We start from the raw sequence: 21,030 nt of genomic DNA on the forward strand, positions 1-21,030 counted from the left end.
TTCACCATTCTAGAGGTAAATTATTACTTGTCGGCCCGAGGCCGTAGGCTACTCGCGAGGAGGTGAACCGTGGCGAACGCCGAGTACCTGACCGAGCTGGTCCGCGCGCACTACAGTGGCGACGACCGGCGGTTTTCCAACCTCCTCAACCAAGTGATCGCCGCGGAGTCGCGTGCAGGACACTCCCGTCTTGCTGAGCGCCTGCGGGAGTTGCGGATCGAAGGGACGCGCAGCGATTCGGCTGCCAAGGCCACTCCTCTCGCCCGTGCGCCGAGAAGCCTCGAGCAGATCCTGTCCGTCGGCTATAGCGAGACGAAGCTCGCGGATCTCGTGTTGTCACCAGAGACGCGCGTCTCGCTTGAGCGGTACGTAGTCGAGCAACGACGAGCGGAGGCGCTAGCGGACCACGGCCTCAAACCACGTCGACGCCTGCTCCTCCACGGGCCGCCTGGCTGCGGCAAAACCATGACCGCACAAGCGCTCGCAGGTGAGCTCAAGCTCCCACTGATCCGCGTTCGCCTCGAGGTGGTCTTCAGCAAGTATCTCGGCGAAACGGCCGGCACCCTGTCAGATGTTTTCGCGGAAGCCGCGCGCGTGCGCGGCGTGTACCTCTTCGATGAGTTCGATGCGCTTGGAAGGACCCGCCTCGACGACAGCGAGGTTGGCGAGATCAAGCGGGTAGTCACCACCTTCTTGCAGCTTCTCGATGCTGACCACAGCGACAGCCTCCTGATCGCCGCCACCAACACCGGACACGCCCTCGACACCGCTCTGTTCCGTCGATTCGATGACGTCTTAGAGCTCCCCGCGCCGACGGACGCTCAGCGGCGAGAGTTGCTCGGCCGACTCCTGCGCCCTTGGCGCCTTAGGCCCACAGAGAATCTGGTTGGTGCGACGGCCGGGCTGTCCTTTGCTGACATCCGCGCGGCGATCGAAGACGCTCACAAAGACGCGATCCTTGGTGATCAACCCCAACCGAGCCGGGAATCCATCGCAAGCAGGCTGATCGAACGTCAGTCGCGCGTGCCCTCCCGAACACCGTGATCACAGCCTGAGGCCTCGACTCCAGGTGACCTCCATAGCCTTTCAGCGACTGGTTTCTGCCAGCGGCTCAAATCCCTGCCGCCTCAGCGAAGGAGCCTCCGCGCGGCCTTAGCAGGCGTCGAGGTGGACTTCCCTGCAGCGAGCTGTCGGAACTCGGACGGCAGATCGATAGCACGGCCTGACCGCTCGGCGAGGTCGGCCGCCAGCTCGAGGAAGCCGCCGGCGTCGCGGCGTCCTGGCAGTGCGGTCACGATCTCCTGGAGGGCGTCCAAGATGGGGAGGACAGCGGCGTCGGCGGCACGAGCGCACTCACTCAGGCCGGTGCTGACGCGCTGGCCCACGACGATGTCGTCGGTGAGGAGGAGCGCCGCTTGGCGCCCCAGTTCCTTGCCGTCGAGGACGCCGTACCGGGCGAGGTCCAGGATTGCGTCCTGCGCGGCCATACGGCCGCGTGCGTCTTTGGCCGCGAGTTCGAGCACGAGCGCCGAGGACGACGGCGGGCCGGTCATCGTCGTAGCTCGGGCGATCGCGTCGATCACAGCCACGCTGCAGGCGCGGTCTTTCCGAAGATCCCGCGCCAGGTACGGATGTGCGTGAGCGGCTGCTACGTCGTGGTCGTGAGGCAGGAGGGCGGCACCGAGTCCCAGGGTCTGCTCGAAGCGGGGTTCGTACTGTCCGTATCCCGACTCCTCCTCCACCGTGGTCGCGGGTGACGTTCTGGCGAGGAAACCTGCAGCAGCGTGCCCTTCGCTACCTCCGGTGTCCCGGAAGATCGCGGCACGCTGCTCCGGCTCCCAGTTGTAGTTCTGGAAGGTGGCGACCTCGCGTGCCCATCGGGGCGGACGACCTTCCCGAAGGTGCTGGAGTGCTGCTGACTTCCTGAGGGTTCGCGGCAGCTCGACCGTGTTTCGATCGCGCGGCGCGACTCGGAGCAGGGCGACGACGAGCTCGAGCTCGGAAATGGGGCGCGATCGGCTCGCGTCGCGGAGCCGGCGGTTGAGCTCGCTGGCGTTAATGGTGAAGTCGGCGTGGGTTGGGAGTGCGACGGAGACATGGTTGCCATCGCGAACCGCGTGGGCGATTCCGGTGAGCCGTCGTCCGATCGCTCCGACGTGAGTGTGGGGATCCGCTGCGACGGTGGGAAACACTGTGTGGCCGAGAGCAATGGGCCAGTCTTCGCTCCGCAGGCGGCGCCGGGGCGTCAGCCAGGCGAGGGTGAACACGCGCGCAGCAATGCGGGGGTCGTCTTGGTAGTACTCCGCTTCGGCTGCACGTGCGTTCAGAAGGTCTGCCGTTGACGGGCGGTCAGTTGCGAAGCGCAGGAGTCCGTCGATGGCGCGTTCCGTCTCGAGTGGCTCGACCTGCTCGAACAGGCCCAGGAGGACTTCGCCCAGTTCCTCGGCGGACTCGACGGGCCGGACTGGCTCGGCCGGCGACCGCTTCTCTGGCGGCGCGGGTGCGAACGACGCCTGCTCGTGGCTGACAACAGGTTGGGTTCCGAACTGCTCGAGGATCTTGGCAGCCTGCTCTCGGATGTCCGCGCGCGGATGATCGAGAGCGATGTGGACGGTGTCGATTACGGAGACGTGTGGGTGTGCCTTGCCGAGCTTGGCGAGAAGGCGCAGGTGCGCTGCCACTGTTGCCTTGTCGGTCCTGCCGACGGTGGCCTTGCTGGCGTCGAGAAACCCCTGAGCGTCGAACCGCTGGTCAGCCATCAGGCGAAGTAGTTCGCGTTGGGCCATCTTGACTGACGGCCCGTGTTCGACCGTCAAGAGCCGTGCGTAGGTGCCTTGGCGTTCGGCGATCTCGTCGAGAGTTGGCTCTAGGGCGTCGTGTAGGCCGACGTACCAGCCGAGGTCGGCCGCAGCCCAGTCGCGCAGAGGTGCGGCGAGGACGGCATCCAGCAACCGGCCACGATCGAGTCGTCCCTCTTGGGACAGAACGAGAAGGGTCACCCGCCAAGTCGCGGCAGGGAACGGCGACAGAGCCCCGCGGGGTGGTGGGCTTTGAGGTGATCCTCGGTGCCTACGAGTCGCTGCCCTCGATGGCGGCGACGGGGTCAGTATCGCTGGTCTCGTAGAGCTTCGCCATCGAGCCTTCAGACAGGTAGCGGCGATCGGCGGCGATCCACTCGTCGTGCATGTCGATCAGCACGGCTCCGACCAGCCTGATGACCGCAGCGGGGTTGGGGAAGATCCCCACGACGCGGGAGCGGCGCTTGATCTCCTTGTTGACCCGCTCGAGCGGGTTGGTCGACCAGATCTTGCGCCAGTGCTCGCGCGGGAACGCGGTGAAGGCGAGGACCTCGGTCTTCGCGTCGTCCATGTAGGGACCGATCTTGGGCCACCTGAGGGCGAACTCCTCACGGGTGCGGTCCCAGGCCGCGTCGATGTCGGCTGGCTTGGCTTGGGCGAAGATCATCCGGAACGCTGCGGCGACGTAGTCGGCCTGACCCTTGGGGACGTGGGCGAGGAGGTTGCGGGCGAAGTGGACACGACACCGTTGGTGCGCGACGCCCTGGAACGCTCGGGACAGGGCTGCGACTAGCCCGGAGTGCTGGTCGCTGATCACCAGTTGTACCCCGCCCAGACCTCGCTGCTTGAGGCTGAGCAGGAACGCTCGCCAGAACGTCTCGTCCTCGCTGTCGCCGACGTCCAGTCCGAGGATCTCCCTGTCCCCACGGGCGGTAACGCCGGTCGCGACGACCACGGCCATGGACACGACTTGGCCACCCTTGCCGGGCTTGTTGCGGACGTGGAGGTAGGTCGCGTCGAGGTAGATGTAGGGGAACTCGACGTGGTCCAGGGTGCGGGTGCGGAACGCGCCGACGGTCTCGTCGAGGTTGGCGCAGATCCTGGAGACCTCGGACTTGGAGATCCCGGAGCCGCCCATCGCTTCGACCAGGTCGTCGACGCTGCGCGTGGAGATGCCGTGGACGTAGCACTCCATCACCACCGCGTAGAGCGCCTGGTCGATGCGGCGGCGGGGTTCGAGGATGATCGGGAAGAACGATCCCTTGCGGAGCTTGGGGATCCGCAGCTCGACGTCGCCGGCCTTGGTGGTCAACGGCCGCGTCCGGTGGCCGTTGCGCTCGTTGGTGCGGTCCTCGGTGCGCTCGTAGGGCGCGGCGCCGATCCGTTCGGTCGCTTCGAGTTCGATCAGCTCCTGGAGCGCGACACGGACCGATTCACGGATCAGGTCGACACCATCACCGGCACGAAACGCGTCGAGGATCTCGGACAGGGCAGACTGGGGCAAGGCCATCGGAGGGACTCCTTCTTCAGTGTGTTCTTGGTCGTTCACACCGAAGATCCCGCCGATGGCCGCCTACGTGCTGACGCCTCGCCGCTGGTCCCTCAAACCCCACCACTCCCGGGGACTCTTACGGAACGGCTCGTGGTTGGGCAGGTACTCGTAAGTGCTTTCGCAGAAGTTGTCGTGGTAGGCCAGCAGCCGGCCTGTTCCCTCCGTCGCGAGCATCTGGAGGAGGTGCTCCCCCACGAGGCCAGGGTCGGCGTCGAGTTGGTCGATCAGCGGCCGGCGATCCTTGGCGTAGTAGTCGGGCACGCCGCGGACGGTGCCCCGGAAGTACTGCGGATGCTCGGGCGCGGGTACCGCGTTCGCCCGCACGAGCGCGCGTGTCATGCGCCAGTTCAAGGTGCCCTCGCCGTCCAGCAGCGCATCGACGAACTCCGGGAGCCACGGTGGGTTGCGGGCCACCAGGATCGCGGCGGCGTGGTTGACGAACGAGTCATCGAGCCCGAAGAACTGGTCCACAGCGATCATCGCTTGCCGCTTCCCGCCGGCGGTCGCAATGACGGCGAGGGCTGCGTGGGTCGACGAGATCCGTGTGGGGTTGCCTTTGGTGAGCCACGCCCGGGCCTTCGGGCCGAGCGCCTTGCGGTCCGACTCACCAAGCTTGATGAGTGCGGACGTCACGTATGAGGTGTCACCGTGCTCGAGCCATGTGAGGACGCCTTCGAGACTCACGCCTGCTGCTTTCGGACGAGGTCAGCGGCAAGGACGTGCTTGCAGGGGCCTCTGCTTCCCTTGTGTTTGGCGTACCAGGGGCAGGTGCACCGGTCCCCGGCCTCGGTGCGGCGGACCACGTGTTCGGTGTCTCCGCTACGGACGTAGGCGGCGGAGCCGTCGAGCCGGACGGCGCCGGCGTTGACGAGTGCGGTGGCGTCGCGGAGTCGCGGGTGCATGGCGGCAAGGCGCTCGGGGTTGTAGGGCAGTTCCCGGTGGAAGTAGGCAGCTTCGGCTGCGTCGTAGCCGACTCGGCCGGCCGCACCGAGCCGCCCGAGGGCTCCCGTCACGCGGTCCTCGCTCAGGCCTGACTCTGCGGCGAGTCGCTGGATGTCGATGCGTGGCTCGAATGCCAGAAGAACCGAGATGAGGTCGGCATCGTCGGCCGATTGCTCGTCGGCGAGGTCCCAGAGCACCCCGCCTTCGCCGGAGAATCCGCGGCTGGATTCGGGGCTAAGGGCGAGCACGAGTCGTGCGTCGTCGAGCTCGAGTTCCCAGACGCCGGTGGCGCCTTGGGAGTCGTGCGGGGCGGCGTAGGCGCGTAGGGATCGCGCGAACCGCAGGAGTGGTTCGAGCGGCTTGAGTCGGTCGAGGCCGGACAGGGACACCCCATCGGGCGTCGGGCGTGTAGTGATCCGCAGCCCGCGACCGGCGGGGACGACCCAGACTGGCTTTCGGCTCCCGCTGCTGGGCAGACTGCGGATGAATCGGCGGGCCTCCGCGGCGGCTACCTCGAACGCCGGGGTCACGGTGGCGGAGGCGAGTTGAACCTCTGCAAAGCCTTTGAGCCATCGCTCGGGCAGGGAGACCTTCTTCTCGGTCACCTCGGTGTCGAGGGTGCGTACGACGACGTCTTCGCCGACCTGGAGGTGAAGGGGTTCGAGGCCGCCGATCCGTGCCAGGGCGTCGCGCATCGGTGGGTTGAAGTCGACGTTGGTGGTGCCGGTGTCGAGCACGGTGCCGTCGAGGCTGCCCGGCAGGGCGTCGTAGCGGGCGTAGACGCCGCAACAGGCAGAGAAGCTCTCGAATCGGAGCCGGTCGACGTTGCTCGTGACGACCGGGTCTGCGGCACGCAGGATCGCAGCGACCATGCCGGGCGGCATGTAGAAGCGGGTGCGGGCGACCTTGGCGACGGCGAGCAGGGCGGCGGCGGCTTGCTCGGGGTGTCCGAGGAAGCCATCGAAGAAGACGGGGTGGGGGGCGGGCCCGGTGGCAGTCCGCCCGCCACTCGTGGCGAGCATGAGGTCGGCTCGGCCGTCGGCGAAGGTCAGTTCCGAGGGGCGGACGTAGGTGTACGTCTGCTCCTCGGTGGTGGCTGCCATGGTCGAGAACCTAGCCGAGCAGGAGGCGCGCGGTCTTGGCTGCAGCAGAACTGCCGGAGAAGGTGCCGAGCCATCGCAGCAGTGCCGGGTCGGCGGTGGTCCGGCCGAGGCGGATGTGCTCATCGCGGAGGAGGTCGAGGAGCTTGTTGAGCCCGCGATGGTCGGTGGGGAGTTGCGGGAGCAGGCAGGTCAACAGCTCGACGGTCGCGACGCCGCCGCCCGGCGCTTGGGAGACCGCCGCCAACGATTCGGCCCATCGGGTCGCGGGCCACGCTTGGGCGTAGCGCGCCATGACCGCTGCGATGTCGCTGATCGGGATGCGGCCGGTCACGGCGAGGTCCAGGAAGGCGTCGACTGCGTGGAGCCGATGGTCACGCTGTGTTGCCGAGATGCCGGACGCGAGCGTCGCCGCGGACAGGGTCCCCATGCGGCCGGGGTGACGAGCCAGCACGTCGACGGTGCGCGGTACGTCGTGGGCAGTCTCGGTCCAGCTTGGCGATTCCAGCACGGGTAGGCAGGTGAGGGAGAGGAAGTGCTCGGCGTCGTGGGGCCAGATCGCCGCCAGTGCTGGGATCCAGTCGCCGAGGAATCGGCTGGTGTAGCCGCCACCCCATTGGTCGGAGGTCTGGGCCTTCAGCTCGGTCGGCTGGTCGTCGGCCGGCCGATCGGTGTGCGTGGTCGTGACGGCGAATCTGGCGTACCACGATCGACGGTCGCGGCCGTTCTCCTGCCAGGTGTGGGTCTTGATGTCGCCGCTCAGCCGAGGAGCCTCGGTGGCCGCGTACGGCGCGCGGGATCGTTCGGCAGCGCGCCACCATGCGGCAGGGCCCTCCCGGCGGCTTCGCATGAGCCGCCTGTTCGGTTCTACGCCGTCGAGCGCGAATCGGGCCGCGGCGGGCAGGCTTCCAGCCCCTCGGCTGGCTGTGTCGCGGTCGTCGGGGTGGAGGCGGAGGAGGGCGGCGATCAGGTCGTGGTGGCGCGGGTTGGGGTTGTGCGCCAGGCGTTCGACGAACGCGGCGGGGCTGACCCAGCCACCGGGAAGGTCGGGGGTGGCCAGCAGCGGTGCGGTCGAGGTGCGGACCTCCGCGATCCGCCGTGCGATGAAGCGCTGTGCGGGATGGTCCGGGTCGGCCGGTGGGGCCGGGTCGCCGAGCACGTCCAGGATGAGTCGCGCGACCTGGCCGGGGAGCCAGGCATCTCCGATGTCGGTGCGGGGGCCGCGGGCGACGACCGCCTTGGCTCGCTTTCGCAGGGGGCGAGTGCGCCGTCGGCGCTCCGTGTGGCGAGTGCAGCGAGCAGGGCCTCGAACTCGCCCACGTCGGATGCGTCCTCCAGGAGTGCTGCTGTTCGTTCCGCGAGGTCTTCGCCGGTGATCGCCGGTGAGGCGGCGGCGAGGGTCTGGCTCGCGGGCACTTCGGTCTCGCGCTGGATGTCAGCGCCGAATCCGAGTTCGTGACGCACGCTCGGGGTCAGGTCATCAGCGGCGACGCGCACCGCGTCGGCGTCCCCAAGGTCGGCGAGGAGTGTTGCTGCGGCGCGCTGGACGTCCGGGTTCGGGTGGCCGAGGGCAGCTTGTGCGACGGCACGGACCGAGTCGGGGAAGTCGACTCGTCCGGCGCCCGCGAGCTTGAGGGCAGCCAAGGCTGTCCCCTTGGCCTTGACGAGGGTGGCGGGCGGCAATGCGTCGAGTGTCGCCTTGACGTCGAGGGGGCCGGCCTTCTCGACGCGTGAGAGCTGCTTGAGAGCAAATGCGACGGTGGCAGGGACGGCCGCGCCGAGTAGCCGTCGCAGGTCGGCCTGGGCGCCGGCTGTCTCATCGATGGTGGGCTCGAACGCCAGGTAGGTGGCGGAGTACCAGCCGGCTCGGTAGGCGGCGAAGTCGCGTCCGAGGGCATGGAGGCAGGCGGTCAGCACACGAGCACGGTCGAGGGTGCCGTCCGCTGCGAGCTCCAGGAAGGTCTTGCGCCACTCGTCGCCACCGAAGCGGTCAACGTTGGTGAGGCTGACCTCTCCCCGCCTTCGATCTCGAAGACACGCCACAGGGCGCGCTCGATCAACTCCAGGTCGGCTCGCAGCTTCTCGGGCTTGTCCGGACCGAGCGAGCTGACCATCGCGAGCACATAGGTGTCATCTGGCTCGAGGTCGACCAATCCCAGGCGTTCGAGGAGTCGGACGCGAAAGAACCGTTCGCGCGACCAGTAGGAAGTGGCTGCTTGACGCAGCTCGCGGACGACGACGCCGTCGAGCCAGCGGGGCTTCGTGCCACTGGATGACGTTTCGCCTGAGGCCGCCGATTCCAGAGCTCGGTCGATCGCCTCGATCAGGGCAGCATCCTTCTGCCACGCGAACTCATACTGTGCGGCGATCGCGGGCTCGGCCTGAGTTGCCAGCGATCCGTAGAGCACGTCGCGCGGCGTCCCGACGAGAGCACCGAAAGGCGTTAGATCAGTCATCGGGCGAATCGCCTGGGGCGGGGTCATCGACCACTTCGCCGACGACGACATCGTCGTCGAGGTCGACATGGATGGTCGTGGTGCTGTTGTCCACGTAATCGATCGAGGGCGTAGGCGCCGCTGGCGGCAGGACAGGCACGTCGGTCGGGCCGCCGAGGGCCACCACCAGCGCCATGACGAGCCCCGCGAGCAGCTCACCGGATGCACCCTCGAAGATGCGCTGCCACATGCCCGGCTCTCGGCGGAAGGAGCCGATCAAGGAGTCCGTGGCCCGCTCGATCCCGTAGGTGCCGGTGAGCGTGGCGTTTCGGATCGCTGTCTCGACCTCGCTGAGCCGGCTGATCGCGAACTGCTTGAGGTTGAGATCAAGCCCCTCGTCCGCGCCGACCTTGTCGATGAGGTCGCGAACCTTCTCGATGAGGCTCTCCCGATGGGCGTCGTCGATCCAGGCGTGCGGCCGGTGGTGGTGGAGGTAGGTGTCGAGAAACTCTAGGCAGCGATGGCCTGCCGGTTCGATCGTGGCGAGGAACTGCTCGACCCGGACCTGACGGGCCATGCTGAAGTGGTCAATCGCCGCCTCGACCTGCGGGAAGTCTGAGAGCAACATGTCCGGATGGAGGTAGTCCGGCAACAGTGCGGCCTCAGATCGGACAGCCTCACAGAGTTCGGCGAGCTGGCCACCGAATCGCGTGACCGCCATGCGTCCGCTGACCGTCTCGTGGCTCTCCTCGATCAGGGCGGCGCCGGCTACCGAGAGTGCCTGGCTCTTGTCCGGGAACTCGGCAATCCGCTCGAGCCAGTGCCGGAGCAGACCTGCCGGGTTGTCCATGTTCGCCACAGGGGCACGCTACCGAGCGGATCCGACACGGCGGGGTCGTTCGGTCCCGTTCCCCAGCGACCGCGCGGCCCCCAGCCGGCCACCCTCACAGTCCGAGGTCGCGGCTGGAGGTGACCTGCATGGCTTCCAGTGGACGGATGTAGTGCTCGACGAGTGTGGAGATGCGGGAGTGGCGGGTCTGGGCTGCGATGCGGTCGAGGCCGACGCCGGCCATGGCGGCGGTGGTGGCGTGGCCGGCGCGCAGGGAGTGGCCGCTGATCCGTTCCGACGGGATGCCGGCGGCGGCTGCGCGTTCCTTGAGCATGCGGGCCAGGCCGCTGCCGGTGAAGGGGCGGGGTCCGATGCGGTCGTGGTGGAAGCCCTTGAACAGTTGGCCGGGTTGGCGGCCGCGGTAGTCGAGCCAGGCGTCGAGCGCGGCGACGGGGTCGGTCTCGACGTGTTGCCCATGGGCCACGCCGACGAGCTGGCCGTGCGCTTCGGGGTCGGTCTTGGATCGGCGGACCCGGACCAGTAGTCCGTCGGGCTTCGGTTCGATGTCGGCCAGGTCGAGGGCGGCGATCTCGCTCCGACGCAGGGCTGAGGCGAAGCCGAGCAGGATGATGGCGGCGTCCCGCTTGCCCCGTGGGTCGTCGCGGTCGATGCCGTCGAGCATCTTGCGGATCTCGGCGGTGTCGAGGGGTCGGGACTGGCGGCGGGGCGCGGTGCCGAGAGTGCGGCGGATGCCGCGGCGCACGGCGCGGACGGTTGGGTCTGCTGTCGGGTTGTCGTGGCCCTCGGTCTCGTGGGCGGCACCGATGGCCGCGCTGGCGCCCTCGATGGTGCCGGCGGCGAAGCCGAGGGTGGCCATGTCGCTGAGGTAGGCGCTGACGGTCGCTGGACTGGCTGGCAGGGTCGGGATGCCGCGCTCGGCGCACCAGCGGTCGAAGCGGCGGAACATCGAGGCGTAGGTCTTGCGGGTCGAGGCCGCCCGCCCGGCGGCGATCGTCTCGGAGATCCGGGCGAAGTCCTCGGGGGTCAGGCCGTCGGGCAGGTCGGTCGCGGTCCAGCCGAAGGCGCGCAGGCCCCTGTTGGCTCCAAGGGCAACGACGGCGGCGTCAGCGGAGGTCCGAGGTGTGGTGACGAGGGCTAGATTCATGGGCCTCGTCCTACCGACCCGCGCCGCTGGACGCGGGGTTCGGGTCGCCCTGGGGGACGTTAAGGGACATAAATGCGGCACGACTCAAATCGATATCGAGTCCCCCAGAAGAGCCGACCTCGCAGCGCAGGAGACCGTCCCGGGATCAAGCTATTGAGTTTGCCGCCGCAGGATCCCTGCCCCCTCCGCGCCGACGGGAACGAGGGTTACCCGCTCGGTCATCCGGCGATCCGGGCGGTCCCTGCCGAAACGCGGACGGTCGGACAGCGCAGCAGAGGACGGTCTCAGTGAGTGGCCAGCTGTCCGGTGAGTCGTTCGTGGCGGTCGGCGCTGGAGGAATTGAGGCCGATGATGGTGACGGTCTTGGCCTTGCGGGCGTACTTGGTGGTGATGGCGTCGAGTGAGGCGACGGTGGAGGCGTCCCAGATGTGAGAGTCGGTGAGGTCGATGACGACGTGGTCGGGGTCCTCGGCGTACTCGAACTGGGTGTATAGGTCATTGGAGGAGGCGAAGAACAGCTCGCCGGTGACGCGGTAAACGGCCGTGGCGTTCCCCTCGCGGTCCTCGACGAGCTCGCGGCGGGTCTCGGTGAGGTGGGCAACGCGGCGGGCGAACAGGGTCATGGCAACCAGGACGCCCACGACGACGCCGATGGCGAGGTTGTGCGTGGCGACGGTGACCGCGACGGTGGCGACCATGACGGTGGTCTCCGACTTCGGCATCCGGCGCAGGGTGGCGGGCTGGATCGAGTGCCAGTCGAAGGTGCCGACCGAGACCATGATCATCACCGCGACCAGCGCGGCCATCGGGATGATGGCGACGACGTCGCCGAAGCCAACGACCAGGATGAGCAGGAAGACGCCGGCCAGGAAGGTCGAGATGCGGGTGCGGGCCCCGGAGGCCTTCACGTTGATCATGGTCTGGCCGATCATGGCGCAGCCGCCCATGCCGCCGAAGAACCCGGTGATGATGTTCGCGGCGCCCTGGCCCCACGACTCGCGGGTCTTGTCGGAGTGAGTGTCGGTGATGTCGTCGACGAGCTTGGCGGTCATCAGCGACTCCAGCAGCCCGACCAGCGCCATCGCCACGGCGTAGGGGGCGATGATCTGGAGTGTGTCGAGGTTGAACGGCACATCGGGAAAGAACAGGCTCGGCAGCGAGCTGGGGAGCTCGCCCTCGTCGCCGACGTCGGGGACGGTGATGGCTGCCAGGACGGTGAACCCGGTGAGCGCGACGATGGCGACCAGCGGAGCCGGGATCACCTTAGTGACCCGCGGGAGGCCGACCATCACCGCGATGCCGATGGCAATCATCGGGTAGACCAGCCAGGGCACGTCGACCAGGTAGGGCACCTGGGCCATGAAGATGAGGATGGCCAGGGCGTTGACGAACCCGACCATGACCGAGCGCGGGATGAACCGCATGAGCTTGCCGAAGCCGCCGAGGCCGAGCGCGACCTGGATGAGGCCTCCGAGCAGGACGGTGGCGATCAGGTAGTCCAGACCGTGCTCGCGCATGACGGGAGCGATGACCAATGCGATGGCGCCGGTGGCGGCCGAGATCATCGCCGGGCGCCCACCGAGGAACGAGATGGCGACGGCCATGGTGAAGGACGCGAACAGCCCGACCTGCGGGTCGACGCCGGCGATGATGGAGAACGAGATCGCCTCGGGGATGAGCGCGAGCGCGACGACGAGGCCGGCGAGGACCTCGGTGCGCAGCAGCTTTGGCGAGCGCAGCGCGGTCCTGACGCTGTTGTCGGGTACGGACTGCGCAACGGCGGGCGCGGATGTGGTCAAGGCAAGGTGCTCCGATCGAGCTGGAAGGGCGGCGGTCGTCGGCCGTGGTGCGTCGCACCTGCTGTGAGTGCGAGACCATGGGCCGGGTGCTGGCGTCATCGCCAGCGGAAGTCTGGACTCAACTCTACCTTTACGGAAGGGTAGAGTTGAAGTTGACGCGACGTGAGGGTGGCCACGGTGACCAGCAAGGTGGATTTGTCAGACGCGGGGCGCGACGAGGCCGGGCTTCGGTCGTCGGCCGTCATGCACATCGGTGAGGTCGCTGCCCGGACCGAGCTGTCGCTGCGCAGCCTCCGGCACTGGGAGGAGGTGGGCCTGCTCGCACCCTCGGGTCGCACCGAGGGCGGGTTCCGGCTCTATACCGAGGACGACGTCGAGAAGATCTTGGTCATCCGCCGCATGAAGCCGCTCGGCTTCACCCTGGACGAGATGAAGGCCGTCCTCGACGACATCGAGGCCCTGCGAGACCCCGCCACCTCGGACACCGCCCAGGTCGAGGCACGAGACCGTCTGGCCTCGGTCCAGGCAGAAGCGGCTGACCGACGCCACAAGCTGGTCCGACAGCTTGAGATGGCAGACGAGTTCATCGGCCTCCTCACCCGGGAGACCACGACCCGCCGGTAGCCCGCCCTCGGGCGGAGAGCAGTGCCAGGCCAGCCAGGACGCGGCGAGCCGACGAGCAAGCTCACCCTTGATGTCGTCGTCCAGCGCGCTCCCCGTCGTCGCCGTCAGTCGCTGATGGCCTCGGACCGCTGCCCGTCGTCCAGTTGTTGAAGGACGACACGAGCGGTGTCGCGTGCGGTTCGGCCGGCGCCGATGAGGGTGGCGGATGCTGCGCCGGTCCAGTCGCCGTACCCGACCAGGTGCAGTCGGGGCTCGTCGGTCGCCTGCGTTCCGGCTGGTCCGCCCGTGCGCGGGTGCCCGTCTGCGGTGCTGAGATGGAGCGGGCTCAGGTGTCGCAGAGCCGGTCGGAAGCCAGTGCACCAGATGATGACGTCTGAGTCGCGCCCAGTGTCGTCGGCCCACACCATGCCGGTGGCGTCGAGCCTGTTGAACATGGGCAGCGCCTCGAGGGCCCCGCGCTTGCGTGCGTCGCGGACGCTCGGCACCATCACGATGTCACCGAGCCCGCCGACGCCGGGGTGGTCGCCACCCTCGTGCTGCGCTTGGACGCGCCGAGTGGCCGTGGTGAACAGGACCCGGCCGTCGACATCGTCGGGCAGGAACCGCGGCGGCCGGGCCGTCACCCAGATCGCGTCGGTGACCGTCGAGACCTCCGCGAGGATCTGGGCGGCGGAGTTGCCGCCCCGACCACGACGACACGCTGCCCTGCGAAGTCCTCGGGCCGCCGGTACTGCGAGGCGTGCAGCTGGCGGCCCGCGAAGCTCTGCGCGCCGGGGTAGGCCGGCCAGAAAGGCTGAGTCCAGGTGCCGGTCGCCGACACGACGACCCTGGCGGTGAGGTCGCCATGGCTGGTGCGCACCAGCAACGGCTCGCACTCATGGGGGTCGAAGGTCGATCTCTCGACGGACAGCACTCGCCGCGGGCGCTCGACGGCGAGCTCGTATCGCTGCTCGTAGCGGGTGAGGTAGTCGACGACGTGGTCGCGGGGCGGGAACCCGTGGGATGCGTCGTCCCACGGCGGCATCATCCAGCCGGGCAACGAGGAGTACGTCGAGGGTGAGAACAGCCGCAGCCCGTCCCACATCTGCGGCCAGGCCCCACCCGGTTGGTCGGCGGCATCGAGGATGACGAAGTCCTCGCCAGGTACCAGTCCGGCCCGGCGCAGGTAGAAGCCGACCGCCAGCCCGGCCTGCCCGCCGCCGATGATCGCGACCGCGACCTCTCGGACGTCCCCGTCGCCGGAGCCAGCTCGGTCGGCGGGCACCCCCGTGCTCAGTTGATCTCGCTGCGGCGCTCGAGCAGCACGGTGTCGCGCCAGACACCGTCGAGCTGGGCGATGCGGGTACGCACGGCGAGGGTGCGGTACCCGGCGGAGTGGTGCAGGGCGATGCTGGCGCGGTTCTCGGGGAAGATCGAGGTCTGCAGCGTCCAGAGCCCGGCACCGTCGGCCCCCGTGACCTGGGTGTACAGGAGCGCCTTGCCGACGCCCCGGCCGCGGGCGGCGGCCGCGACGTAGACCGAGCTCTCCCCGACGCCGGCGTAGCAGTCACGCGCCGAGACCGGGGTGACGGCGGTCCATCCGACGACCTCGCCGTTCAACTCGGCGACCCAGGCCAGGTCGGGCAGCCAGCGGTCGCGTAGTTGCTGCGCGGTGGGCAGGGCCGTCTCGAAGGTGGCGTTGCGGGTCGCGAGACCCTCGTCGTAGATGGCAAGGACGGCCGACATGTCGGCGTCGGTCACCAGGCGGATGGTGACGTCGGCCGGCAGGTCCTCCGGGCAGCACGGCGGCGAGGAGAGCGTGCCCATGATGACGTCAGCGGCGTGCGGGAGGCCAGTGCAGCAGGCGGCGTTGACCGAGACCATGCTGGCGGTGCCGACCTTGTCAACGACCACGAAGCCGACCTTCTTCAGCAGCTCCACGTGGTGTGAGCAGGTGGACTGGCTGACTCCGAGTGCCGCGGCGAGGTCGCCGATGCGCATCGCGCCAGCCGGTGACGTCGAGACCGTGTGGAGGAGCCGCACCCGCGTCGGGTCCGCCAGAACAGCGAACCACTCGGCGTAGCCCTCAGCCTCGGCCTTGCCCAATCCGGGCGTCTCGCGTCGCTCACCCGCGTCCAGCAGCGGCAGCGAGGGCCCGCCCGGCAAAGACCCGGTCGGCTGCGCCGCGGCGTCCTCGGGGGCTGCCTGCGTGTCGGTGACCGATGACGACGTCATGCACCCAGACTACCTTGCTTCCATCGACCCACGTCGATACAGTCACTCACATCGAGTTCCATCGACTGTTGTCGATGAAGCGCCCAAGAGCTGAGGAGTGAGTCATGCAGCACCCCGTGGTCATCATCGGCGCCGGCCCCATCGGGCTGGCCGCCGCCGCCAACGCCGCCGAGCGCGGGATGGGCTTCGTTGTCCTCGAGGCCGGGCCCCGCGCGGCCGCCGCGGTCGGCGAGTGGTCGCACGTTCGCCTGTTCTCCTCGTGGTCCGAGCTTGTCGACCCCGCCGCACGCCGCCTGCTGGACGCGTCCGGGACCTGGACTGCCCCGGACGACGCCGCCTACCCCACCGGGGGCGAATGGCGGGACGGCTACCTGCAGCCGCTCGCCGATCTCCTGGCCGGCACCACCGGCGGGCAGGTCCGCTATGACTCGCGGGTCGTTGGTGTCGCTCGCGCTGGCCGGGACCTGCTGGTCGACTCCGGACGCGAGAGCGACCCGTTCGCCATCCACGTCGAGACGTCCCAGGGTCGTGAGCGGCTCCTGGGCAGCGCTGTCGTGGACGCCTCCGGCACCTGGACGCGCCCGAACCCGCTCGGCGCCGACGGCTATCCCGCCCTCGGCGAGACCGAGAACGCCAACCGCATCACCTACGGCATCCCCGACTTCGCCGACCAGACCATCGCCGCACGGTACGCCGGCAAGCACGTCGCCGTCGCCGGCAAGGGCGCCTCCGCCCAGGGCGTCCTCGTCGGCCTGGCCAAGCTCGCGAAGACCGATGCCGGCACCGGCACTCAGGTGTCGTGGCTACTGCGCCGCCCGTCCGTAGGCGACGCGTTCGGAGGCGGCGACAACGACCAGCTCGAGCAGCGCGGCAAGCTCGGCCAAGACGCCAAGGCCGCCGCGACCAGCGGCATCGTCACCAACCTCACCCAGTTCCGCACCGCGTCGGTGACCGCCCAGGCGGACGGTCGCCTGAGCATCACCTCGCTCGACGGGCAGAGCGTCTCTGGCGTCGACGAGGTCATCGTCGTCACCGGGTTCCGGCCCGACTTCGGCTTCCTCTCCGAGGTCCGCCTCGACCTCGACCCCGCCCTCGGGGCCGCACGGGTGCTCGCCGACCAGATCCACCCCGACCACCACAGCTGCGGGGATGTGGCTCCGCACGGGCACCGCGAACTCACCCAGCCCGAGCAGGGTCTCTTCCTGGTCGGGATGAAGTCCTACGGCCGCGCGCCGTCGTTCCTGGCCATGACCGGCTACGAGCAGGTCCGCTCGGTCGTCGCGGCTCTCGACGGAGACCTCGTGGCCGCCGACCGGGTCGACCTCGTCCTGCCTGACACCGGGGTCTGCAACGGCGCCGGCGCGTTCGACGATCCCGACGCGCTCGCCGACCTCGGCGTAGCGAGCGGCGGCTGCTGCGGGCCAGCCGCTGTAGAGCCGCAACTGGTCACCCTCGGTGCCAGTGCCGGCCCTGCCAGCGCAGCGGGCGGCTCCTGCGGGTGACCCACACGCACACGCAGCCCGGCGGCGACACGCTCGACGCCGTCGGGCTGCGGCACGTGGGGCGGTGCTGAGCACCGTGCAGATCGTGTCCTGGGGTGTCCTGTACTACGCGTTCGCTGCTCTCCAGTCCTCCATCGCCGCCGACACCGGCTGGTCAAGCGTCGCCGTCACCGGCGCATTCTCCCTGTCCCAGATCCTGTCTGGCGGTGTCGGGATCTGGGTCGGTCGACACATCGACGCGTTCGGCCCACGCCGTGTCGTGACTGCGGCGTCGGCGGTCGCCATCCCGGGGGTCGCCAGCGTGGCGCTCGCCCCGCACCTCGCCCTGTTCTACATCGGATGGGCGCTCGTCGGGGTAGCCATGGCCGGCACGCTCTACCCGCCCGCGTTCGCCGCCCTGACCCACTGGGGCGGAACGCAGCGGGTACGTGCCCTCACCACCCTGACGCTCGTCGCCGGCCTGGCCAGCACCGTCTTCGCCCCACTCGCCGCACTCCTCGAGGACCTCGTCGGCTGGCGCGGCGCCTACCTCATCCTCCTGGCCGGCCTGGTCCTCATCACCGTGCCCTTGCACTGGTGGGGACTCGACCACCCGTGGCGCACGACCGACCCCGCCAGCCTCGAGCAACCCACGACGTCACGAGCCGCTGTCCAGGCGGCAGCACCGCCGACGGCGCAGGCTGCCGCAGCTGTTCGCAGTCGGCCGTTCGTGCTGCTCGCGGCAGCGAACGCCCTCACCGCACTGGCCGTCTTCGCGGTGATCATCAACCTCGTACCCATGCTGGTCGAGCAAGGCCTGAGCCGGAACCTCGCCGCCGTCGCCCTCGGCCTCGGCGGCGTGGGCCAAGTCGTCGGACGCCTCGGCTACGCCCGCTTCGCGGCCGTCACCTCGGTCACTGTCCGCAGCGTCGTCGTGCTCGCTGCCGTCGCGGTAGCGACCGCCGCGCTGGCCCTGGCGTCGTCGTCCGCTGGGGTCCTCATCGTGCTCGGGATGGTCCTCGGACTCGCCCGCGGCATCTACACACTCATCCAGGCCACCGCCGTCACAGACCGATGGGGCCCGACCGCCTACGGGACCGTGAACGGCATCCTCACCGCACCAGCGCTCGCGGCCGCCGCCATCGCTCCCTTCGTCGGGGCCGCACTGGCTCAGGTCCTGGGCTCCTACGCCGACGCGTTCCTGGTCCTCGCAGCCGTCGCCGGCGTCGCGGCCGTCCTGATGGTCGGCGCCACCCCTAAGGACCGCCCGGCCCTGCAGGACGTAGACGCGGAGCCGGGCGCCATCTCAGAGCTGCGCTGAGGCAGCCGTGGCACCACGGTCAGGCAGAAGCTCGTCGAGAAGCAACGAGATGTGCGCGTCGATGTCGTCTCGCACCCGCCGAACGACGTCGAGGTCGGCGCAGGCGGGGTCGGCGACGTCCCAGTCGACGTAGCGCCGCCCAGGCAGCACCGGGCACGAGTCACCGCAGCCCATGGTCACAACCACGTCCGCACCAGAGACGACCTCATCGGTCAGCGGCTTGGGGAACAGCTCGGACGTGGACACGCCCACCTCAGCGAGGACAGTGGCGACCTCGTCCTGGACGTGGTCACTAGGTCGGGTCCCGGCCGAAGCGACCTCGACCGCACCAGCTGAGCGCAGCGCGAGCAACGCTGCGGCCATCTGCGAGCGCCCGGAGTTGGCGGTGCACACGAACAGCACCAATGGGCGCAGCGCCTCGCGCCCGGGCAAGGCGCGGGAGGCTGCCCGGAGCCGTTCACGTGCGAAACGCTCAGCTAGCAATGGCAGGAACCCTTCGATGCTCGCCGGGAGCAACCGTGCGTAGCTGTCCTCCAAGATCTGCTCGACCGTCTGCGAGGAGAAGACGCCGGCGAACTCTCCGACGAGCTCAGCCTGCGCCGCGGCCAACGTGGGACCCGTATTCGTGTGCATGACAGCTCCAGTCGAGTAGAAGCACCCCACTCTGGGTGCAGGGTATGGATGAGTGTCGATGTTGATGAGTGTCAATGTGGCGCTATGTATCGACGTATGTCAACATTCACGCATGTCGAAGTCGTTGCAGAGTGACTGCGCACCCTTCACTGCCGACGGGCTGGCGTGCTGCGTCCCGTTGGCTCGCGAGCCCATCAGCGCCGAGCAGGCCGCCGGCGTGGTCGCGATGCTCAAGGCCATGGCCGATCCCGCCCGGTTGAGGCTGCTCTCGCTGGTGCTGTCCCACGAGGGCGGTGAGGCATGCGTGTGCGACCTGCTGCCGCACTTCGACCTGTCCCAGCCGACCATCAGCCACCACCTCAAGGTTTTGCACGAGGCCGGGCTGCTGAACCGCGAGAAGCGGGGCACCTGGGTCTACTACATCGCCCGACCCGAGGCCATGGCCGCGCTCGGAGCCCTGTTCGCCACCGGCAACACCGCGAACTCGAACGAGCTGGTGGGGGCTTCGGCATGAGCGACGCCGTCCGCGAGACACCGGCCGCCGGCGCCGACAGCCCAGTACTCCAGCGGCTCTCGACCCTGGACCGGTTCCTCCCAGTGTGGATCGGGGTGGCGATGGTTGCCGGGCTGCTGCTCGGCCGGCTCGTCGACGGCCTCGACGACGCCCTCGCCGCCGTGGAAATCGGCTCGGTCTCCCTGCCCATCGCCATCGGTCTGCTCGTGATGATGTACCCGGTCCTCGCCAAGGTCCGCTACAACGAGCTCGGCCACGTCACCAGCGACCGCCGCCTCCTGGCGACCTCGATCGCCCTGAACTGGGTCCTGGGCCCAGCACTGATGTTCGCCCTGGCCTGGCTGCTGCTGCCGGACCTGCCGGAGTACCGCACTGGCCTCATCATCGTCGGCCTCGCCCGGTGCATCGCGATGGTGCTGATCTGGAACGACCTCGCCTGCGGCGACCGAGAGGCCGCCGCCATCCTGGTCGCCATCAACGCGGTCTTCCAGATCCTGGCCTTCGCCGTCCTCGGATACTTCTACCTCCAGGTCCTGCCCGGCTGGCTCGGACTCGACCAGACCGACCTCGACGTCTCCATGTGGAGCATCGCCAAGTCCGTGCTCGTCTTCCTCGGGATCCCGCTCGCCGCGGGGTTCCTGACTCGCACCCTGGGCGAACGCGCCAAGGGCCGCGAGTGGTACGAGACGACCTTGCTGCCCCGCATCGGACCCTGGGCGCTCTACGGGCTGCTGTTCACCATCGTCCTGCTGTTCGCGCTCCAGGGCGACACGATCACCAACCAGCCTCTCGACGTCGTTCGCATCGCCGTACCGCTGCTGGTCTACTTCGCCCTCATGTGGGGCGGCTCCATGCTGCTGACCAGGGCGCTGGGGTTCGACTACCCACGCGCGACCGCCGTCTCCTTCACCGCCGCCGGCAACAACTTCGAGCTCGCCATCGCCGTGGCCATCGGCGTCTTCGGCGTCGCCTCGGGCCAAGCACTCGCCGGCGTCGTCGGCCCGCTCATCGAGGTCCCCGTCCTCGTCGGCCTCGTCTACGTCAGCCTCTGGGCCCGCAAGTTCTTCCCCGACCGCGCCACCACCCAGCCCGACACCCGCCCCTCCTCGACCGATCCCTCAGGAGCGCCCCGATGACCGATACCGACCTCGCCACCAGCCCCAAAGCCGGGACCGGCGAGCCCGACGTTCCACAGGTCGTGTTCGCCTGCATCCGCAACGGCGGCCGCTCCGTCATCAGCCGAGTCCTCACCGAGCACTACGCGGGTGGCCACGTCCGCGCACTCTCCGCCGGCACCCAGCCCGGCGAGCACATCCACGCCGAAGTCGCCGAGGTCCTCGAGAAGCTCGGCCTCGACACCTCCGGCGAGCAACCCAAGCTCCTCACCCACGACACCATCGCCACCAGCACCATGGCCATCACCCTCGGCTGCGGCGAAGAGTGCCCCTACGTCCCCGGGGTGAAGTACATCGACTGGCCCGTCGCCGACCCCGGCGGCCAGGACGAAGCCACCGTGCGGGCCATCATCGCCGACATCGACGGACGGGTCCGCGACCTCCTGATCGAGCTTGTCCCCGACATCACCCTCCCGGCGTCGGTCCTCCAACAGGGCTGACAAGGACG

General features: G+C 69.0%; 20 protein-coding genes and 1 pseudogene. 7 read left to right on the top strand and 14 right to left on the bottom strand.

What is annotated here, in order from left to right:
- Positions 1 to 69: 69 nt before the first annotated feature.
- Entirely contained in the window at positions 70 to 1,044 is a 975-nt protein-coding gene (locus FIV44_RS03560; protein WP_141003285.1) for an AAA family ATPase, read from the top strand.
- Positions 1,045 to 1,127: 83 nt separating this feature from the next.
- Here FIV44_RS03560 and FIV44_RS03565 read toward each other — a convergent pair whose 3' ends face one another.
- The 10 genes and pseudogenes from FIV44_RS03565 to FIV44_RS03605 all read right to left on the bottom strand — a co-directional run bounded on the left by FIV44_RS03565 (position 1,128) and on the right by FIV44_RS03605 (position 12,620).
- Positions 1,128 to 2,999 carry a DUF6493 family protein gene (locus tag FIV44_RS03565; protein ID WP_219996274.1) on the bottom strand — a complete coding sequence of 624 codons (1,872 nt, stop codon included), beginning with the start codon at positions 2,997 to 2,999 and terminating at the stop codon, positions 1,128 to 1,130.
- Positions 3,000 to 3,069: 70 nt separating this feature from the next.
- Positions 3,070 to 4,308: an IS256 family transposase gene (locus FIV44_RS03570; protein ID WP_141003212.1), complete on the bottom strand. Its 1,239-nt coding sequence runs from the start codon at positions 4,306 to 4,308 to the stop codon at positions 3,070 to 3,072.
- 63 nt (positions 4,309 to 4,371) lie between these two features.
- Positions 4,372 to 5,034 carry a hypothetical protein gene (locus tag FIV44_RS03575; protein ID WP_141003287.1) on the bottom strand — a complete coding sequence of 221 codons (663 nt, stop codon included), beginning with the start codon at positions 5,032 to 5,034 and terminating at the stop codon, positions 4,372 to 4,374.
- The gene (locus tag FIV44_RS03580; RefSeq protein ID WP_141003288.1) at positions 5,031 to 6,395 is read right to left on the bottom strand and encodes an SWIM zinc finger family protein; all 1,365 of its coding nucleotides are present in this window, start codon (positions 6,393 to 6,395) and stop codon (positions 5,031 to 5,033) included. The genes FIV44_RS03575 and FIV44_RS03580 overlap by 4 nt, the downstream gene beginning before the upstream one ends.
- Positions 6,396 to 6,405: 10 nt before the next feature.
- Positions 6,406 to 7,551 (bottom strand): DUF6493 family protein, encoded by a 1,146-nt coding sequence (locus tag FIV44_RS03585; protein WP_141003289.1) that lies wholly within the window; start codon positions 7,549 to 7,551, stop codon positions 6,406 to 6,408.
- Between the two features lie 581 nt (positions 7,552 to 8,132).
- Positions 8,133 to 8,309, bottom strand: a pseudogene (locus FIV44_RS34285) (hypothetical protein); the annotation flags it as partial.
- Positions 8,303 to 8,875, bottom strand: coding sequence for a hypothetical protein (locus FIV44_RS03590; protein WP_141003290.1), 573 nt, complete (start codon positions 8,873 to 8,875; stop codon positions 8,303 to 8,305). The gene FIV44_RS03590 and the pseudogene FIV44_RS34285, both read right to left, overlap by 7 nt.
- Positions 8,841 to 9,686: a hypothetical protein gene (locus FIV44_RS03595; protein WP_141003291.1), complete on the bottom strand. Its 846-nt coding sequence runs from the start codon at positions 9,684 to 9,686 to the stop codon at positions 8,841 to 8,843. The genes FIV44_RS03590 and FIV44_RS03595 overlap by 35 nt, the downstream gene beginning before the upstream one ends.
- A gap of 85 nt (positions 9,687 to 9,771) precedes the next feature.
- Positions 9,772 to 10,821, bottom strand: a complete 1,050-nt coding sequence (locus FIV44_RS03600; protein WP_141003292.1) for a site-specific integrase — start codon at positions 10,819 to 10,821, stop codon at positions 9,772 to 9,774.
- A 284-nt stretch (positions 10,822 to 11,105) separates the two neighbouring features.
- On the bottom strand, positions 11,106 to 12,620 hold the full coding sequence (locus tag FIV44_RS03605; protein ID WP_246086791.1) for a SulP family inorganic anion transporter: 1,515 nt from the start codon (positions 12,618 to 12,620) through the stop codon (positions 11,106 to 11,108).
- 168 nt (positions 12,621 to 12,788) lie between these two features.
- On the opposite strand from FIV44_RS03605, the gene FIV44_RS03610 reads away from it, so the two are divergent.
- Positions 12,789 to 13,244, top strand: coding sequence for a MerR family transcriptional regulator (locus FIV44_RS03610; RefSeq protein ID WP_219996275.1), 456 nt, complete (start codon positions 12,789 to 12,791; stop codon positions 13,242 to 13,244).
- A gap of 104 nt (positions 13,245 to 13,348) precedes the next feature.
- On the opposite strand, the gene FIV44_RS31050 is transcribed toward FIV44_RS03610, so the two are convergent.
- The 3 genes from FIV44_RS31050 to FIV44_RS03620 are packed head-to-tail and all read right to left on the bottom strand — an operon-like array spanning position 13,349 to position 15,458.
- Complete coding sequence (locus FIV44_RS31050) at positions 13,349 to 13,867, bottom strand: hypothetical protein (protein WP_219996276.1); 519 nt, start codon at positions 13,865 to 13,867, stop codon at positions 13,349 to 13,351.
- Complete coding sequence (locus FIV44_RS31055) at positions 13,864 to 14,508, bottom strand: NAD(P)-binding domain-containing protein (RefSeq protein ID WP_219996277.1); 645 nt, start codon at positions 14,506 to 14,508, stop codon at positions 13,864 to 13,866. The genes FIV44_RS31050 and FIV44_RS31055 overlap by 4 nt, the downstream gene beginning before the upstream one ends.
- Before the next feature lie 8 nt (positions 14,509 to 14,516).
- Complete coding sequence (locus FIV44_RS03620; RefSeq protein ID WP_141003294.1) at positions 14,517 to 15,458, bottom strand: helix-turn-helix domain-containing GNAT family N-acetyltransferase; 942 nt, start codon at positions 15,456 to 15,458, stop codon at positions 14,517 to 14,519.
- 104 nt (positions 15,459 to 15,562) lie between these two features.
- Between FIV44_RS03620 and FIV44_RS03625 the strand changes: the two genes are divergently transcribed.
- Both FIV44_RS03625 and FIV44_RS03630 read left to right on the top strand, forming a co-directional pair.
- Entirely contained in the window at positions 15,563 to 16,960 is a 1,398-nt protein-coding gene (locus FIV44_RS03625) for an NAD(P)/FAD-dependent oxidoreductase (RefSeq protein ID WP_141003295.1), read from the top strand.
- A gap of 64 nt (positions 16,961 to 17,024) precedes the next feature.
- Positions 17,025 to 18,260 (top strand): MFS transporter, encoded by a 1,236-nt coding sequence (locus FIV44_RS03630; protein WP_141003296.1) that lies wholly within the window; start codon positions 17,025 to 17,027, stop codon positions 18,258 to 18,260.
- Here the strand turns inward: FIV44_RS03630 and FIV44_RS03635 are convergent.
- Complete coding sequence (locus FIV44_RS03635) at positions 18,246 to 18,869, bottom strand: arsenate-mycothiol transferase ArsC (RefSeq protein WP_181410969.1); 624 nt, start codon at positions 18,867 to 18,869, stop codon at positions 18,246 to 18,248. The two genes, FIV44_RS03630 and FIV44_RS03635, sit on opposite strands and share 15 nt — an antisense overlap.
- A 136-nt stretch (positions 18,870 to 19,005) precedes the next feature.
- Here FIV44_RS03635 and FIV44_RS03640 point away from each other — a divergent pair, with 136 nt between their 5' ends.
- From FIV44_RS03640 to FIV44_RS03650, 3 genes are read left to right on the top strand one after another with little or no spacing between them, the layout of a single operon-like run.
- A complete protein-coding gene (locus FIV44_RS03640) occupies positions 19,006 to 19,407 on the top strand; it encodes an ArsR/SmtB family transcription factor (protein WP_141003298.1) in 402 nt (133 codons plus the stop codon).
- Positions 19,404 to 20,543 carry an ACR3 family arsenite efflux transporter gene (arsB, locus tag FIV44_RS03645; protein WP_141003299.1) on the top strand — a complete coding sequence of 380 codons (1,140 nt, stop codon included), beginning with the start codon at positions 19,404 to 19,406 and terminating at the stop codon, positions 20,541 to 20,543. The genes FIV44_RS03640 and arsB overlap by 4 nt, the downstream gene beginning before the upstream one ends.
- A complete protein-coding gene (locus FIV44_RS03650; RefSeq protein ID WP_141003300.1) occupies positions 20,540 to 21,022 on the top strand; it encodes an arsenate-mycothiol transferase ArsC in 483 nt (160 codons plus the stop codon). Before arsB ends, FIV44_RS03650 begins: the two co-directional genes overlap by 4 nt.
- Positions 21,023 to 21,030: the final 8 nt, after the last annotated feature.

Source organism: Nocardioides humi (assembly GCF_006494775.1).
GTDB lineage: Bacteria > Actinomycetota > Actinomycetes > Propionibacteriales > Nocardioidaceae > Nocardioides > Nocardioides humi.